The sequence below is a fragment of the Marinobacter sp. M5B genome (genome assembly GCF_042604615.1).
GTDB lineage: Bacteria > Pseudomonadota > Gammaproteobacteria > Pseudomonadales > Oleiphilaceae > Marinobacter > Marinobacter salarius.
Map to the genome: position 1 here is coordinate 196,332 of NZ_CP156894.1, position 16,857 is coordinate 213,188.

General features: G+C 59.3%; 15 protein-coding genes. 8 read left to right on the plus strand and 7 right to left on the minus strand.

All coding sequences use genetic code 11. From position 1 onward, the window contains the following. Window positions 1–134: 134 nt before the first annotated feature. Window positions 135–2,489 carry a GGDEF domain-containing protein gene (locus AAGD24_RS00860; RefSeq protein WP_091641489.1) on the plus strand — a complete coding sequence of 785 codons (2,355 nt, stop codon included), beginning with the start codon at window positions 135–137 and terminating at the stop codon, window positions 2,487–2,489. Here AAGD24_RS00860 and AAGD24_RS00865 read toward each other — a convergent pair whose 3' ends face one another. Both AAGD24_RS00865 and AAGD24_RS00870 read right to left on the minus strand, forming a co-directional pair. Next, window positions 2,490–3,254, minus strand: a complete 765-nt coding sequence (locus AAGD24_RS00865) for a sulfite exporter TauE/SafE family protein (protein ID WP_041335677.1) — start codon at window positions 3,252–3,254, stop codon at window positions 2,490–2,492. Window positions 3,255–3,268: 14 nt separating this feature from the next. Beyond that, window positions 3,269–4,387, minus strand: coding sequence for a hypothetical protein (locus tag AAGD24_RS00870; RefSeq protein ID WP_379866240.1), 1,119 nt, complete (start codon window positions 4,385–4,387; stop codon window positions 3,269–3,271). A gap of 52 nt (window positions 4,388–4,439) precedes the next feature. Here AAGD24_RS00870 and AAGD24_RS00875 point away from each other — a divergent pair, with 52 nt between their 5' ends. Together AAGD24_RS00875 and AAGD24_RS00880 are read left to right on the plus strand one after the other, a co-directional pair. Then, window positions 4,440–5,927 (plus strand): amidase, encoded by a 1,488-nt coding sequence (locus AAGD24_RS00875; RefSeq protein ID WP_379866242.1) that lies wholly within the window; start codon window positions 4,440–4,442, stop codon window positions 5,925–5,927. A gap of 149 nt (window positions 5,928–6,076) precedes the next feature. Beyond that, a complete protein-coding gene (locus AAGD24_RS00880) occupies window positions 6,077–6,712 on the plus strand; it encodes a hypothetical protein (RefSeq protein ID WP_036202020.1) in 636 nt (211 codons plus the stop codon). A gap of 48 nt (window positions 6,713–6,760) precedes the next feature. On the opposite strand, the gene AAGD24_RS00885 is transcribed toward AAGD24_RS00880, so the two are convergent. From AAGD24_RS00885 to AAGD24_RS00900, 4 genes are all read right to left on the minus strand, one after another. Continuing rightward, window positions 6,761–7,882, minus strand: a complete 1,122-nt coding sequence (locus AAGD24_RS00885; protein ID WP_041335681.1) for a HupE/UreJ family protein — start codon at window positions 7,880–7,882, stop codon at window positions 6,761–6,763. Then, a complete protein-coding gene (locus AAGD24_RS00890; RefSeq protein ID WP_379866245.1) occupies window positions 7,879–8,976 on the minus strand; it encodes a tetratricopeptide repeat protein in 1,098 nt (365 codons plus the stop codon). The genes AAGD24_RS00885 and AAGD24_RS00890 overlap by 4 nt, the downstream gene beginning before the upstream one ends. Window positions 8,977–9,064: 88 nt before the next feature. Next, the gene (locus tag AAGD24_RS00895) at window positions 9,065–9,316 is read right to left on the minus strand and encodes a hypothetical protein (RefSeq protein WP_041335685.1); all 252 of its coding nucleotides are present in this window, start codon (window positions 9,314–9,316) and stop codon (window positions 9,065–9,067) included. A 10-nt stretch (window positions 9,317–9,326) separates the two neighbouring features. After that, window positions 9,327–10,802, minus strand: coding sequence for a DUF4331 domain-containing protein (locus tag AAGD24_RS00900; RefSeq protein ID WP_036202030.1), 1,476 nt, complete (start codon window positions 10,800–10,802; stop codon window positions 9,327–9,329). A gap of 262 nt (window positions 10,803–11,064) precedes the next feature. Between AAGD24_RS00900 and AAGD24_RS00905 the strand changes: the two genes are divergently transcribed. Genes AAGD24_RS00905 through AAGD24_RS00915 form a run of 3 tightly spaced genes read left to right on the plus strand, consistent with a single transcriptional unit; the run spans window position 11,065 to window position 13,488 of the window. After that, window positions 11,065–12,195, plus strand: a complete 1,131-nt coding sequence (locus tag AAGD24_RS00905; protein ID WP_379866247.1) for a PLP-dependent cysteine synthase family protein — start codon at window positions 11,065–11,067, stop codon at window positions 12,193–12,195. 31 nt (window positions 12,196–12,226) lie between these two features. Further along, window positions 12,227–12,784, plus strand: coding sequence for a sigma-70 family RNA polymerase sigma factor (locus tag AAGD24_RS00910; RefSeq protein WP_041335689.1), 558 nt, complete (start codon window positions 12,227–12,229; stop codon window positions 12,782–12,784). Beyond that, on the plus strand, window positions 12,781–13,488 hold the full coding sequence (locus AAGD24_RS00915) for an anti-sigma factor domain-containing protein (RefSeq protein WP_036202034.1): 708 nt from the start codon (window positions 12,781–12,783) through the stop codon (window positions 13,486–13,488). The genes AAGD24_RS00910 and AAGD24_RS00915 overlap by 4 nt, the downstream gene beginning before the upstream one ends. A 30-nt stretch (window positions 13,489–13,518) precedes the next feature. Here AAGD24_RS00915 and AAGD24_RS00920 read toward each other — a convergent pair whose 3' ends face one another. After that, entirely contained in the window at window positions 13,519–14,940 is a 1,422-nt protein-coding gene (locus AAGD24_RS00920) for an HDOD domain-containing protein (protein WP_379866249.1), read from the minus strand. A 201-nt stretch (window positions 14,941–15,141) separates the two neighbouring features. On the opposite strand from AAGD24_RS00920, the gene AAGD24_RS00925 reads away from it, so the two are divergent. Together AAGD24_RS00925 and AAGD24_RS00930 are read left to right on the plus strand one after the other, a co-directional pair. After that, the gene (locus tag AAGD24_RS00925) at window positions 15,142–16,149 is read left to right on the plus strand and encodes a methionine ABC transporter ATP-binding protein (protein ID WP_007155139.1); all 1,008 of its coding nucleotides are present in this window, start codon (window positions 15,142–15,144) and stop codon (window positions 16,147–16,149) included. Then, on the plus strand, window positions 16,149–16,826 hold the full coding sequence (locus AAGD24_RS00930; protein ID WP_036202037.1) for a methionine ABC transporter permease: 678 nt from the start codon (window positions 16,149–16,151) through the stop codon (window positions 16,824–16,826). Before AAGD24_RS00925 ends, AAGD24_RS00930 begins: the two co-directional genes overlap by 1 nt. Window positions 16,827–16,857 lie beyond the last annotated feature (31 nt).

The following is a 16,857-nucleotide window of genomic DNA, read 5'->3' on the forward strand; positions in this document are numbered from 1 at the left end:
AGTCTCTGTTAGACTTACCAATATTAAATCCTCCAGTAATCGACACGTTATCCAGTGAAAAACAGATATTTAGCATTAAGGGACGTCAACCCGAACCTATCCTGCGTCCATGAAGCGGGAGCCACTCCGCTGTGATGATAAGACGCTGGCTAGCAAGCCTGGTTAATCGTGCTGTTGCCTTTGTCATCCTGGCCATCGTGCTGGCTGCTCTGGCGGTGGCCGTGGTCAGTTCTCTGGTGGGACGCTCGGAACTGGCGGGGCAGACAAGGGAGCAGGTGGAGACCATCGCGGAACTGGTTGCCAGCGATCTTGATGCACGCCTGGCCCAGCGCCGGGATACCCTGACCCATGTCGCGGAAGGATTCACCATGGAAGAGGTGGTGCTGCGCTCCCGCTCCCGCCTTCTCGTCCGTCGCGAGATTGCGTTGCAACATATGTTCGACGGGATCTACGTATTTGATGCCAGTGGCAAGGTCATTGCGGAGTATCCAGAAAGCTTCCGGCAGACGGGGCTGGATGTCAGCGGCCGTGAGTATTTCCGCCAGACCTCAAGCCAGCTCACCTCCATTATCAGTGACCCTTATGTGTCGAACTACCGGGAGCGGCCCGCCGTTATGATGACGGCGCCGATTTTCGATCATCGTCAACGGTTTATCGGCGTGCTGGGAGGGGCGGTTTTTCTCGACGGCGACAACTTCATGGAAGACACCAGCGGTGTGAGTATTGGTAAAACCGGCTATATCAGCATTGCCACACGTACCGGTGTAACCCTGGGCCACGGCCGTACCGGTGAAACCATGGTGCCGCTCAGGCTTGAAAACGAGGCTCACAAGAAGGCGATGGCGGGCTTCGAAGGCACTTTGCAGACGCTTGACCAGGAAGGCACCGAAACCATCACCTCGGTGCGCCAGATGTCACAGGTGCCCTGGTTTGTGGCCGCTGTGTGGCCGGTGAATGAGGCCTATGCGCCGCTCAGCCGGTTGACGGACAGCTTTGCGCAGACTCTCCTGATCGTGATTCTGATTGTGGCACCCTTGGCGCTGGTTGTGTTTCGTCGGTTGATGGCGCCCATGCGAAATCTGGGGTTCCAGATCAGTGAGCGCCACCTGGGGATACGGACCGAGCCGGTGGACGTTCTGGGAGGCACGGAAATCCGCCAGGTTGCGGAGACCTTCAACACCGTGATGGAAGAGCGTGACGAAGTGCTGTCCTCCCTGGCCGAGCGCGAGGCGTTTTTCCGCTCGCTCACCCAGAGTGCGCCGATTGGCATTATCCAGACCGATGTTCTGGGCAGGATTGAGTTCGTGAACCCGGCGTTTGAGCGGATCATCGGGGTCAGCTCCAGTGACCTCCAGCATACCCCCCTGATTCAAGGCGTATACGAAGAGGATCAGGCTGGCACGGTTGAAGCGTGGCGAGAGGCTCTGCGCAGCAAAACAGTGTTCCGAGGGCGATTCCGCCTGAAAAGCCGCTCCGGAGGTGGCGTGGTGTGGGCGGATGCCATGACGGCGGTGATTGAGACGGAGGAGCGTTCACTGGGTACCATCACCGTAGTCAGGGACATCACCCACGAACTGGAGATCGAGGCGGAACTGGCCGAGCAACAGAAACGCGCGGACAGTATTCTGGGCGTATTGCAGGAAGGCGTATTGATGGTGGATGCCGAAGGCATTATCCGGTACTCCAACCAGGCCGCGTCCGGGTTCCTTGGATTGGCCGAAAACGGCGAGCGGCAGAACTTTTTCACGCTGGTATCGATTGAAGACGAGAACCATCGCTGGGAGGCTGACGATTTTCTGCGCAGTGCCGATGTGGATAGCCTGTATGCCACCCTGCGAAACAGGGCGGGCCAACTCTTCGATATAGACCTGGCAATGCTTCATCTTCGCCGGGAAAGCCATAATCACCGTATGGTATTCGTGATCCGGGACGACAGCGCCCGCCGTCGCGAAGAAGAGCGACTGTCCTGGGAAGCGACCCACGACAGCCTGACGGGCTTGCTCAATCGTCGGGCGTTCAATTCTTCCCTGGTCAAATGCCTGACGGATACCAACAAGAAAACGGCGGCCAGCGTTCTGATGCTGATCGACCTGGACTACTTCAAGCCCGTCAACGACGAAGGCGGGCACTTGCTGGGAGATGATTTGCTGGGGCGACTATCGGACCTGCTCACGCAGTCCGTGCGCCAGTCGGACACGGTGGCACGTCTTGGTGGCGATGAATTCGGTATTATCCTGCCTGCCTGTGGTCAGCAGCGCGCTGTCGAGCTTGCCGAGAAAATCCGAGCCGGTATTGAAGCCTTGCGTATAGAGCAGGACGGCAGGACGTTTGGAGTGACTGCCAGCATCGGCCTGACCGAGATGGGTGTCGCGGATACAGGGCCCCGGGAAGTCGTTGCGCGTGCTGACGAAGGCACCTACGCCGCCAAGGCCCAGGGGCGAAATCGTGTGGTGACGGTTCCCTTACCGTCACGGCAGAAGCCGGATTGATCACCACCACCCCGCAGAGCTGCCCGCCTGCCACAGCAAGCGCAGAGCGAGCAGGGTCAGAAGAACGTTGAACACGCGGCTGAAGTGCCGATTGCTCAGGGACTTGAGCACGTGGAGCCCCAGCCAGGTGCCGGCAAAACCAAAGCCGATCATGGCCAGTATGAACATCAGCCAGTCGCGGAAAACGAAACCAGCGAGTCCAAAAACCAACGCCTTGGGTGCGTGCTGGAGCGTCATCGCCGTGGCGAATGTCGCGACGGTGGTGAAACGCTCGGTGTGCATCTGCTTGATGAAGGAGGCCACCAGGGGACCGGTTGCGCCCACAAACAGGGAAATGAAACTGGTTAACGCAGAGGCAAGAAAGATCCCGATGCTGCCGAAGGCTCCCTTTGGCAGAGCGGGGCCCCAGCACAGGTAAAGCACGAAAGCGCCAATGGTCAGTTGCCACAGATAGGGCGGCAGGTCGATCAGCAACCAGGCGCCAAGCCCCGCTCCGACCAGTACCCCTGGTGCGAAGGCTGCAATGGCTTTCCAGTCGGTGTGCTGCCAGGTCAGTGTGGCTCGCCCGGCGTTGGAACCCAACTGGATCATACCGTGAACCGGTATGATCGCCGCCGGTGGTATCCAGAACGCCATCAATACCAGCAGCAGAACCCCGCCCCCGGCGCCAAGGCTGGCGGTAATCATCGACGTAATGACAGAGCTCAGCAGCAGGAAAACGGCCGTTGCGGTGTTCAGGCCTTCCGGGATGAACGTCAGTTCCAAGGCGGGCTCCGGGTTTATTGGCAGAAGCGGGTATCAGCGAGTCGCGCGGTTTTACACAGCGCCTCGGTGGCGAGTTGAACATCCGCCACATAATACAGCGAAGCCAGCCCGAAGCGATCCCGCCCCAAATTGTGGAACACCATGCCAAAGGCAATGTCTCCCGCACTGAATCGCTCATGCTCCTGGGCAAAATAAATCGCAGGCTTCGACAGTGTCTCGTCCTCCAGCAGGGACTGAACGCGGCTGGCACCGCCGTGATAAGCCTGAACCAGAAGCAGCGTGAAAAGCTGATCCCCTTTGTCGTCGGGCAGGTGACCGAAGCGCGCCTCGAAGGGCGGCCTGAGGTTGCGAGCATTCTGATCCATCAGTTTGAGGGCGCAGTCAATCTGTGCCAATCGATGCCAGTGGTTGGCGGGTTTGATCCGGCAGTCTTTGAGCGCCGAGGGTGAGAGCTGAAGGATGCCTTTGGCGTTGGCGGCAGAGTGCGCCCTTTGCTGGCCGCTGCTCTCGATCAATACCTGGCCGCCGAGGTACTTGGGCAGGCTCGCCGGCAGATCGAGGCGTTGCTGCTGCTCACGCAGGCCATAAACGTACATCAGTGCCTCGTGGAGTGGCTGTGGTGCTTCCTGAGAGGCGAACGACAGATCGTCCCAGGCACCCCAAATCAGTTCCGAAGGCAGGGTGCCAAGGTAGCGTGCCACGGCTTCATCCAGGTTGACGTGCGGCTGTCGACAGGACAGGGCGAAGGGGTATCCGGTCCTGTCGGGGCCGCCCGGGGTCCAGTCGTCAGCGCGGCCAGTGGCTGCCAGAGAGGCTCTGGTATCATTCAGGCGAACCTGGGTGGCTTCACGGTCGGAGCCATCGTCGATATAGCCAAGGAACTGGCCGCGCATATCAAACAGAATATGCCGATCGGGGTTACTGCAGTAACCGGACTCCTTCAATACCCAGCGGCGTATGGTTGTGATGTTCTGGTAAACCCCCTGGCTTGACCAGTAGGGTGAGCTGCGAACAACGCTGGTCCAGTTCTCGGCAGGTTCCGGCGGTTTTTTACTCGCTTGCGAAGTGGACGCGATAACAGATGTGACTATTATAACGACAGCAAGAAAGTGACGCTTAAAGCTCATGTTCATAAACACCGGTTTCCCCAATCTCCCGAAAACAGAATAACAAACGGAATCGATCATGAAGCAATCCGAATACCTCCGATACGACGCGGTAGCGCTTGCCGACCTGATTCGCCGCGGAGAAGTCGCGGCCAGTGACATCTGTGAGGCCGCTATTGAGCGTGCGGCCACGGTGAATGACAAGCTCAACGCCATCTGCCACCCCCAGTTCTCCGATGCACTGAACCAGGCGCCTACACCGGATAGTACCTTCTCGGGCGTTCCCATGCTGCTTAAAGATCTGGCCCAGGAACAGCAAGGCCAGCCCTGTACCTACGGCAGCCGGGGATTGAAGAAAAACATCGCATCCCGGGATTCGGAGTTTGTACGCCGTGTACGGGCTGCAGGCCTGGTATTCCTGGGCCGCACCGCAACGCCGGAGTTCGGGCTGAAGGCAGTCACCGAATCGAAACTCTGGGGAGCCTGCCGTAATCCATGGGATACGGATCGGACACCGGGTGGTTCCAGCGGCGGCTCCGGTGCTGCGGTGGCGGCGGGTATCGTGCCCATGGCGGGAGCCAATGACGGTGGCGGCTCGATTCGCATTCCGGCGGCCTACAACGGACTGTTCGGGCTGAAACCGTCGCGCGGTCGCATTTCCTCCGGCCCTTCGGTGGGTGAGGCATGGACGGGCGCCTCGACCGATCACGTGGTCACCCGCACGGTTCGAGACAGCGCCGCCATGCTGGACGTGCTGGCTGGCCCCGCGGTGGGAGATCCCTTTACCATTGCACCGCCGGCCGCCCCCTATGCCAAGCTGATGCAGCGGGCGCCACGCAGTCTCAAGATTGGTGTATTCACGTCGTCGCCCTACGAAACCGACGTGGCAAGGGAGTGTGTGGATGCCGTTGAGGAGACTGCGCGCACTCTGGAAAACCTGGGGCACCGGGTGGAGTATGCGCGTCCGGAATTCGACGGCATGGCCCTCGCCCGCTGTTATCTGGGGCTGTATTTCGGGGAAGTATCTACGCTGATGGACCGCGCGAAAGCCGAGTTTGGTGCCCGCGATGACGACTTCGAACTGGATACCCGTCTGATCGGTATGTTGGGGCGGACCATGCCTCTACCGGACTACGTGCGCCGTCGCCAGCAGTGGAACGATTTTGCTCGCGCCCTGGGGGCGTTTTTTGAAGGTTACGACATGTACCTGTGCCCGACGGCTGGCCAGTTGCCGGCGAAGATTGGCGAGTTGGATACTCCATCCCATCTGCAGGTGGCTGCCCGGCTGATGTTGCTGCTGAAAGCCGGCAAGTTGGTACACCGCAGTGGGCAAGTCGACCAGATGGCTATGGAAAGCCTCGCCCGCACGCCCTTTACCCAGCTTGCCAACCTTACCGGTACACCTGCGATGTCTGTCCCGCTCGCCTGGACAGCCGCCGGGTTGCCGGTGGGAGTGCAGTTTGGCGCTCCGCACGGAGACGAAGGCACCCTACTTCAGCTGGCGGCACAACTGGAAGAGGCCAACCCCTGGTTTGGGCGCTACGAACTGCTGGAAGCAATGATCTGACGCCACGCACTGAAACAATAAATAACGCATTGTGATCCGGGATCACCGTATCCACGTTTATCTTTATGGCAGGAACAGGCTATGCTGTGAGTCAGGAAGAGCCCATTCTTCCTGAACGACCCTGATGGCATCGAGGAGGCGAGCGTATTATGAACCAACCGATGGCAATCGACGAACTGGTGTCTGTAGCACAGGCCGAGGCCATGGGGGAGCTTGATGCCCCAATGATGGCGATCGTACTGTCCAGCGAACAAAGCTACGACTTGCCCATTAACTCTCTTGAAACCGATGCCGACAAGGCCCGCTGGGGACTAATCCTGCGCGCGGCCCGAGAGCATGTGGAAGCCGATGCGGTTGCCGTGCTGTACCCGGCGTGGACCACCATCCGCAGCAAGAAACCGGCGAAAGCCGAAGCAGGGTCAGAGGACACCCAGTCAGTGGCAGATAGCGACGAAGAGCAGCCTGCGCGTGGTGAGGATCCGGCAGAGCCCATCGACACACTGTTTGTGCAGTTGCACACCCGCGACCGCATTTACTGGCGTGGCTTTGAGCAGATCCGTGATCCCAAGCACCAGCGCATTATCGGCTTCCGACGGATCAAGGCCTTGTCCACCGAATACGGTCGTGACGAAGCACCGTCAGTAACCTCCTGGCTGAACACCCTGTTTGAGCCGCTGCCTGATGAAGGCGAGGAAACCGAGGTGGATATGGAACTGGCGGATCTGCTGGATGAACCGGAGGTCAGCGCCGCTCTGTATCCACGCCAACTCCGTGCACTGCACTGATTAATATGCCATTGGGAGCCCCGGTGTCGAAAGGCACCGGGGCCAGGCTCAGATGGCCATTGCCCTCTCGGCTACCCAGTAAAGGCTGATTGCGCCTACTGCAATCAGTGTCAGCGGAACGACTGCCCTGCCGTAAAGGTGTGTTTTACCCCAGAGGTAAAGCAGCGGGAAGGCAATAACCAGCAGGCCCAACTGCCCGAGCTCTACGCCAATATTGAAGCCGGCGAGGGCCACGACGGTCTGGGAAACACCGCTGGTGAGATCCCCCAGAACGCTGGCGAACCCGAATCCGTGTATCAGCCCGAACCCAAAGGCCAGCTTCCAGGTTTTCCTGCCCAGTATCGGCCACATCACGTTCATGGCGGCCACCGCTATGGACAGGGCGATGATGGTCTCCACCCAGGCGATGGGCAGACGAACAATGCCAAGGGCTGCCAGTGCCAGGGTTACGGAATGGGCCGCCGTGAACGCGGTCACGATCCCCGTCAGTTCCCACAGCCGCTGCTTCAGCCCCACCGGCGTGCTGCCATCGTTTTTTCTCAGTGTGGCCGGCAGCATCAGCACCAGAAGAAACAGTATGTGGTCGAGGCCGATGAGCAGATGGATGACACCTTCGTACAGGAAGGTTCCGAACAGCTGCAGGCTTCCTGGTGCGTCTCCGGCGGAAAGCGCCAGTTGGCGACTGTCAGGGCCTACTACCCCCAGCGTGCTGGTGCCGCCGCTTTCAAGGCTTATCAGGCCGCGATGGAGCGGGTCCTGTGAGAACAGAAGGTTGTATGTCAGGGTGTCGGGCGTGGCGCCATCGGGGCAGCTAATGGTGTAGAGACCGGCGGCATAGGGGCCGTCGCTATGGCTGGCAAGCCCCCATTGCTGGCCGGTCAGGCGGCAATCGGCCTGGGCGCTGGACAAGATTACGCCCTGCTCTACCCATCGGGTAATCTGGTCCCGGCCAGCACGGAGCTCCGCACCACTGAGCTGGCGATCCCCGTTCCGGTCCAGCGGCAAGGCCACCGAGACGTCCCGGAGTGCCACATCGATCCGTATCTCGCCCCGGTCCTGGTTCAGGTAGATGAAGCTGTCGCTGGCTTTGTGGGCCCATGCCGTTCCGGAGATCAGGGCCAGCAGGACCATGGATACCACCAGGCTGCCCCATTGTTTCATACCCCTCATGATTCAGCCTCCGGGTAGCGTGCATCGGTCTGCCCCTGCTCTTTCAGCCAGGTTCTCACCTTCCGGGCTGGCTCGTTGTCACCCGCCGCATCGGCGGCACGCAGCAGCAGCCGGGTATCGAGGGGCTCGCGCTGGCTGCGCCAGTTATCTGCCGCAAAGGTCAGTGCCGTATCGGCATTGCCTTCCACGTCTAGTTGGAAGCGTGCCATGTCTCGCTGATGCAGCAGGTTTCCGCGCCAACGAGCCTCTGCGAAGCGCTCCCTGAGGCTTTCGGCCAACGTCTCTGCAGTCGGGTGCCCGGACTCAGCCATGGCAATCGCCCGAATAACGGCCAGCGAATCCACTTGTTCATAGTCGTCGGTCAGGGTCAGTACCTTGTCATTCTGGTTTCGGCCCAGATACCAGTCTGCCAGTTGGGTGCGGGTATAGAGATCGTCGGGGGCGATGCTGAGCACCGTTTGCCAGTGATCCTCAGCAGCGGGGCTACCTATCTGCGCGGCGATATCCCCCAGGGTTCCCTCCGCCCAAAGCCGACTGGTGACATCGGCATCGGTTGCGTCTGTTCGTCGTTGGAGTTTCTGGTAGGCCGCTTCGGGGCTACCCGTGCGGGCATCAACCTGAGCGGTGCAGCTGTCGGCAATCAATCCGGGGTAGGATTGTTGCAACTGGGCGCAGTGCTTTCGTGCGTCTTCATAATTGCCCTGAACGATTTCCAGGTTGGCCAACAGCAACCGAGCCTGGTTTTTCTGGAGTGTGGCGCTGGATCGGGCTATGACGGTTTCCAGGTCTTTCCTGGCACTGTCAAAGCGGTGGAGGCTCTGGTCCAGTGTTGCCCTGAGGGTAAGCAGCCGGTCGGTCATTTCTCCGGACCATCGCTGCAACATCCCGTCGGCATAGCCCAGGAAACGGGGGTCTCCGGTGCTTCTGGCACGGGAGATCTGATTTTGTACGGTGTCTGCCAACTGCTCGGGCGAATCCGGTAATTCGGACGTGGTCAGTGCCGGTTCTGGCAGTTCAACAAGAATATCGGTGTCGGAAAAATCTGTCTCGATAGGTCCGGGTGCAGCGGTTGCGACGTTTGGAAAACCGGCCATCAACCACAGCCCGACACAAAAAGCCCCGCCCCGAAGGGCAGGGAATGTGCTTGCCGGCTTCAGGCGTACTGAAGGCCGGCAAGGGGTCCTATTGGATGAACAGATCGTCGAAGGCCTGTTCATTATTCTGGTCATTGAAGCTGAACTCCTTGTCGTTGATCTGAACGGCTTCACGGGTGTCGTCGGTGTTTGCGATCTCAGCCTTCACAAAGGTTGAGAAATCCACCGCCGGATCTGGCCTGTCACCGCCACCGCCGCCGCTACTGCTGGAGCCGTCGAAACACCCCGCCAGTGCCAGGGTTATCAGGCCCGTTCCGGCTAACTTCATAGTGAGTTTCATGATTCACTCCTTATGAGTTGGGTGAGCCGGCCAGCGGAGTTGCCAGATATGGGAACACTTCCTGGAGCTCAGCTGGGTCAAGTTGCACACCGTCGGTAAACGGGGCGTCCTTGTTCGGGGCATCAGTGGTCAATGCGCCCATGACTACACGCAGGGCAATATCCACGGTGTCATCCACCGGGCGACGGCCATTCGGGAAGCCGGCGTTGTCACCACCGAGAACACCCAGGTCATTTTGCGAGGCTGCAGGTGTGGCTGCGATTTCCGGGTTCAGTCGCAGCATTTCTGACGTTTGCACGCCTACCGGCATGTTTACATCGGGTACGCCGGTCAGGAACGCTGTTACCAGATCGGTCCGCGGGAAGTTATTCGGTGCCTCAGCGCCTGCGCTGCTGAACAATATTTCCAGCAGTTCGGGCAGGGTCGGATGAGTCACGTAGGTAGCGAACTGGCCATCGTTCATGGGCTCGCTGGCGTTGAACCGGTCCTTGTCTTTCAGGCCGATCACGACTTCGTTTACCAGCGGCATACCGAGACGTGATACCTGGGTCCATGCGCCGCCTTCAACGGTTGCACCTTTGCCATCAACGGTCGGTTGCGGATTGATGACTCGGGCCTGGCGAACGCTGGCGGTGGTCCAGCCGCCGATGACGGGCTGATCCATTCCGGTGACTGCGGTGCCGGTCAGGCACTCGGTCGGTACTTCCAGGGCGAAGGAGGTCACGTTCTTGTCTGCAAGATCACCGGCACCTTCGCCGTCACGTGGGCCGAGCGGGTTGGTGTTGACCAGGTCGAAGATCTCGCCAAGGTTGACCGCGAAAGCTTCCTTGCGTTGACCCACGAAGACCTGCCCGTTGGTGGCGCAGCCTGGAATGCCAATCTCGAAGATGTGCTGGTTGGCGTAAGCTTGGTATCCGCCGGGAAACGATTTTTCGCCGATGTTGTCCAGTGGCTTGTCGAAGGTGGCGGTGCCATCCGTGACGTTGGTCGCGGTCTCGACAGTACCGGTACGACGGTCGCCCCGAATAACCGATACAGTATAGTCTTGGCTGAACTGTACGTTCGCTTCGTCGCTGGCATCACCGATGTTTTTGAGCGGTACGGACACCATTCTTTGGTCGCCGTCGGGGCCGACCGGCAACTGTTTATCCTCTAGGTTATCCGAGAACTGAAAGCGGAACGTGAGGTTTTCCTGTGCGTTGCCGCTGTTGTCGATGTGGATTTCATAAACCGCGTCTTCATCCAGATCGAAGTAGTTGGGACCGCCATACGCATCCTGCAGTGGCAGGTAATTCGCGATCAGGGTGACGAAATCCGCACGTCCCGTCTCGTAACTGCGGAACATGTAGAAATCGGTCCCGTCCACCTTGGGTACTTCAGTGATAAAGGGTGCTTCGCGGTGGCTTGAGGCGTTTGCTGCGCCGGCACTGATACAGAGTCCGGCAACCGCAATGGCGAGGCCGGAGCGTTTTAGTAAAGTATTCATTCCGTTTTCCTCTTCTATTGTTGGTGTTGCAAAGGGGGTTACGGAGCGATTAGAGAAAAGGATGCAGTTCTCACCAAAAAAAATTGAAAGCGTCTTATCCGGAAGCAGGCTGACTTAGTACGAATAGTGAGTGCATCACGTTCAGCCAACTTGTGAGGCGTGTGTCAGGTGGCGGGGCTGGCGGTCCAACACAGCGTTATTCTTCAAGTCGACCCAGAGCGACTATGCTTCATGGTGTTTGTTTGATTTCAGGGCCAACTACATGCTCCATCGCACCCAATGGGTTTCCGACGCCATTGCCCGCATTGATGCGGATTTCAATCGTTCTGCAGACACCCATCTGATCAAGCTGGACCTGCCGGGCCTGCGTGACGTTGATCTCTATCTCAAGGATGAGTCGACCCACCCTACCGGCAGCCTCAAACATCGGCTGGCACGCTCACTGTTTCTGTTCGGGCTCTGTAATGGCTGGATTACGCCAGGCACCCCGATCATCGAGGCCTCGAGTGGATCGACAGCGGTCTCCGAGGCCTATTTTGCCAAGCTCCTCAGGCTGCGGTTTATCGCAGTCATGCCCCGAACGACGTCGGCACAGAAAATTGCCAAAATCGAGTTCTATGGGGGCGAGTGTCACCTGGTGGAGAACGGCAGTGAGATCTACGCTGAATCTCAGCGTCTGGCCCGTGAGCTCGGTGGTCACTACATGGATCAGTTCACCTACGCTGAGAGGGCGACAGACTGGCGGGGTAACAACAACATTGCCGAAAGCATTTTCGAGCAGTTGCGACGGGAACCCCACCCCATACCGCGCTGGATTGTTGTCAGCGCGGGCACCGGTGGCACGTCGTCAACCATCGGGCGTTACATCCGCTACGGCGGCCATCTTGCCCGGGGCTGTGAGCTGTGCGTGGCGGACCCGGAAAACTCGGTGTTCTATGACGCCTTCGCTAGCGGGCGGTCTGATATTGTCGGCCAGTGCGGTTCGCGGATTGAGGGTATTGGTCGCCCCAGGGTTGAGCCCTCTTTCAGCCCGACGGTGATTGAGCGCATGGTTCGCGTACCCGATGCGGCCAGTTTTGCCGCGCTCCGGTATCTGGAACGTCATCTTGGCCGGCGTTGTGGCGGCTCTACCGGTACCAATCTGATTGCCACACTGAGCCTCGCCAGTGAAATGCAAAGCGCCCGAGAGGGCGGGTCGGTTGTCACGCTTCTGTGCGATGGTGGCGACCGTTACACCGACACCTATTTCAATCCCGCGTGGCTTGCCAACCAGGGCCTGGAGTTAACCAAGTGGGAAAAAGCGCTGGACGATTTTGACCAAAGCGGCGTGTTTGAGCCCGATCTGATGACCTGCATGCATCCTGATGGGCATTCTGAACGTAAGGTCGACTAATACCTGTAGAACAAAACAAGGGATCGTATAGATGGTAACCAGCAATTCTGAGCAGGATGATCTGATGGGACTGCTGATCGCAGTGTCCCGGGAAGACCGACTGGCCTTTCAGCGGCTGTATGAAAAAATTTCCGGCAGGATGTTCGGGCTTTGCCTGAAACTGGCCAGTCAGCGAGATCTGGCAGAAGAGGCCGTTCAGGATGCCTTTGTGCAGATATGGCACCACGCCGGTGAATATCACAGTGAGCGTGGCGCTCCCCTGAGCTGGATGCTGACGATTGCCCGTTATCGCACACTCGATCTTATGAGGAATCGGAAATCGCGGCCGACATCCGGCGATGCCCACCTTGAGCGTGTTGCCGATGAACGTGACGGCCCGTTGGACGAATCACTTCGGGTCGCGGGCAGCGCCGAGCTTCGCGGGTGCCTGGATGAACTCTCAGAGACGCAGCGGGACAGTATCCTGTTGTCTTATTATCGGGGGTTTACCCACGATGAGCTTTCCGAGGCCCTGAGTTCTCCCATTGGAACCGTAAAAAGCTGGATTCGGCGCGGATTAATGGCTTTGAAGAGGTGTCTGGAACGATGAAAAAGACACCGGAAAGAATAGAAGCATTGGCAGCGGAGTACGTGCTTGGCTCCCTTCATGGGGCAGCCCGTCGGCGTTTCGAGCGCTGGATGATGGAGTCGGTTCGAGTTCGCCAGGAAGTCTGGTTCTGGGAAGAGAAGCTGGGGCACCTGGGCGCACGCATTGAGGAAGAACAGCCTCCGGCGTCGGTCTGGGCTGGCATCGAACGCCGGCTTTGGGCCCGGGAGGATAAACCCGAGTCGGCAGTTGCGGCCAATGATGCGTCCGGCCGTTGGTTCTGGCCTGGCTGGAGCATGCTGGCAACGGCTGCGGCGCTGGTGCTGGCCGTTGTCCTGGTGCAACAGCCAGAGCCAGAGGTGGATGACCGTCTTTCAGGCGCCATCGTACAGGCGGACGTGAGCGATCCCCTATGGTTGGTCAGTGAGTCATCGCTCGACAGGCAATTGAAACTGCGTCCCGTTGCCGCGACGGCGGCCCAGCAGGGCAAGGATTACGAATTGTGGATCGTGCCGGCGGATGGCCAGCCCCTGTCGCTCGGCGTTATTCCGGTGGGTGGAACCTATCAGGTAACTCTGGATGATGAGGCGCGTGCGCTTCTCAGCAATAGCCGAACACTGGCGATCAGCCTGGAGCCGGTGGGAGGCTCTCCCACCGGCCAGCCGACCGGGCCGATCCTGCACGTTGCGAAACTGTATGAGCTCTGATTGTTGAGTGCGGATGAATGGCTCGGCAGACTAATGGCTCGATAGCAGCGTGATGCACAGCTGGGCGTTCTGGACAAAGTGTCCGAACGCCGTCAGCTGATCGTCGGAGGGCACATAGTCCGCCGCCGCGTTGTCCGCGTAAAACAGGCCGACCAGTCGCCCCTTCGCTTTCAGGAGGCCGATCAGCGCCGGCACGTTCCCCAGCCAGCGATCATAGGCAACCCCTTCGGTTTTCGATTTTGGCAGATAGACACTGCAATCAGCGTGGGGTAAGAGCGCCCCGAGAGGACCGGTGCCATCCTTGCGGATGGTGAAGTTGTCCTTCCAGGCTTCGGTGCCCCTGCCCCCCAGCTTGCGCGGCACCAGTTCAAGCCCGCTGCGGTCGCTCATCAGCAACACAACCCGCTGCATGCCGATTGCCCGGTGAATGCCCTCGATGACCAGCTGACAGACTTCGTTGATGTCCGGTTTGTCGGTAAGGCTGTGGGTAAGATCGCGGAGAATCTGTAACTGCAGGTTGGGGTCCACCTCTGGTGCGCGCACCGCCTCCTCGCCGGAGCTGCCCTGGCTGCCAGGCATCAGCGCGGTCACCTGGGGAATGCCCAGCGACACCGCGACCCGCGCGGCTTCTCCGGCATTCACCTTGAGCTGGTCCCGAACGGCTGCAGGGTTCTCTCCGATGTCCTGCCCCAGGGCTTCCATGACCTTTTCCATGTCGTCGCCGCGCCAGCCATTCTCGGACAGTCTTGCCATCTCAACGGAGTGGCGCACCAGGCTGGCGGCCTTCGAATTGGCCTGCCCGGGCGCAACCACCTCGCGAATAAAGGGGCCGAGTGACCAGGCGTCCACCAGGCCACGGGTAATTTCGGTAAAGGTGGTGTGGAGCGCGGCTTTCTGGGCTTCCAGTGTCGGCTCCCCCTCGCGCAGCCGGGATTCCAGTTCACTGGCCTGCTCGGTCTCGCAGGACCAAAAAGCCAACTCGCCAATGTTCATCAGCAGGGCCCCGATGAACACTTCCTCCAGGGCGTGCTCGTTGCGCTTTGGCAGCAGGCAGCGGGCCTGGACGGCGGCGTGGATGGCGCGGGCCAGGCAGCGAAGCAGGTGTGGGCGGTCGTTGCGTTTGAGCAGGGAGTCCACGATCAGGGACGAGATGGCCATGGACTTCACGGCGTCGAAGCCGATCAGGGTGATGGCGCGGCTTACGGTGCTTACCTGGGTGCGAGTCTGGTTGTAGAACACCGTATTGGACAGACGAAGCACCTGGGAAGTGAGCTGGGCGTCGTTGAGAATAACGTTTGCAAGCTCGTTAACCGTGCTGTTACTGCTGTCAGTCAGTTCACCAATTCTGCGAAGAGTGTTTGCCAGTACCGGCAGTTCCACTTTGCTGAGGTAGGTCACCCATGCCTGGGTCGAGTTCATCCTTGAGGGCGGAGTCTCGGTTTTTGTGGTCAAAATTGCGCGCGCCTCGGGATTGTTAGTCATGTTCTTGTAATGAATCAGTCTAGTTCAGTCGTGGTCTTCGTGTCAGGTGGCAAATGGTGTAAGGGGATTTACCAAGGTGGCGGATTCGGGTTTGCCATCGGTTTGGTTTATAATCGCGCGTTTTACCTCTGCACCCACAAGGCGCTGACAAAGCGTTCACAAGGCAACGTTGTGATTGTATTTGACCAGGTACAGAAGTCCTACCAGGTAGGTGGGCGGGCGATCCCCGCGCTACACCCCACCAGTATGACCATCGACACCGGCGAGGTGTTTGGCATCGTCGGCCACTCCGGCGCGGGCAAGTCCACCCTCGTGCGCCTGATCAATCTTCTGGAGCCACCCACCGGTGGTCGCATCCTGATTGATGATGAAAATATCACCGGCTACAACGCCAGCGAGCTACGGGCCTTCCGTCGCAAGGTGGGCATGATATTCCAGCACTTTAATCTGCTGTCCTCGAAAACGGTGGCGGACAACATTGCCTTCCCCATGAAACTCGCGGGCATTTATTCCCGCACCGAGATTCGTGACCGGGTGGACGAGTTGCTGAAACGGGTCAGCCTGGTGGATCAGGCCAATAAGTACCCATCGCAGCTCTCGGGTGGACAGAAGCAGCGTGTTGGCATCGCCCGCGCCCTGGCCTGCCGCCCGACGATCCTGCTTTGCGACGAAGCCACCAGCGCCCTCGACCCGCAAACCACCCAATCGGTCCTGAAGTTGCTGGCGGACATCAACCGCGAACTCGGCCTGACCATCGTACTGATCACCCATGAGATGGACGTGGTACGCCGTGTCTGTGACCGGGTAGCGGTGATGGATGCCGGCGAAGTCGTCGAAATGGGCGCGGTCAGTGATGTCTTCCTGCACCCGAAGCACCCGACCACCCGGGACTTCGTCTTCGAGAGCGAAAGCATCGACCATGAGGAAATGCAGCAGGACCTGCAGCACGCCAAAGGCCGCATTCTGCGTCTCACCTTCCGTGGCGAATCCACCTACACGCCACTGCTGGGCAGCGTGGCGCGGGAATCCGGCGTGGATTTCAGTATCCTCTCCGGCCGGATTGACCACATCAAGGACACGCCCTACGGCCAGCTGACCCTCTCGCTGGTGGGCGGCAATCTCGATACCGCCATGCAGGCCTTTGAGGCGGCGGACGTTCACGTGGAGGTGCTGCGCTGATGGAAGCCTTGATGGGAGACCTGCTAACCAACGTGGACTGGACCGAGATCGGCTGGGCCAGTTGGGACACCCTGGTGATGGTGGGCATGTCGCTGCTGTTCAGCGTGCTGATCGGCCTGCCGGTGGGCGTGCTGCTGTTCCTGTTTGGCAAGCGCCAATTGCTGGAGCAGCCCATCGCCTACGCGGTGCTGTCTTTCGTGGTGAACGTGCTGCGCTCCGTACCGTTTATCATCTTGCTGATTGTAATGATCCCGTTCACTGTCATGCTGATCGGCACGTCATTGGGCGTTGCCGGTGCGATTCCGCCGTTGGTGGCTGGGGGTGCCCCGTTTTTTGCACGTTTGGTCGAAACGTCCTTGCGCGAAGTGGACAGGGGAATCATCGAAGCTACCCAGGCCATGGGCGCGACAGTAAAGCAGATCGTATTCGGAGCCCTTCTGCCGGAGGCGTTGCCCGGGATCATTGCCGGTATTACCGTAACCGCGATTACGCTGGTTTCTTATGCAGCGATGTCCGGCGTTGTCGGAGGTGGCGGCTTGGGCGATCTGGCCATCCGCTTCGGTTATCAACGATTCCAGACCGATGTAATGGTCATTACCGTAGCCCTACTGGTTATTTTCGTACAGTTGCTACAAATGGCTGGCGATCGCCTGGTTCTATATTTCAGCCGCAAATAACAACAGCCCGATATAGGCGGATGGTGGGAGG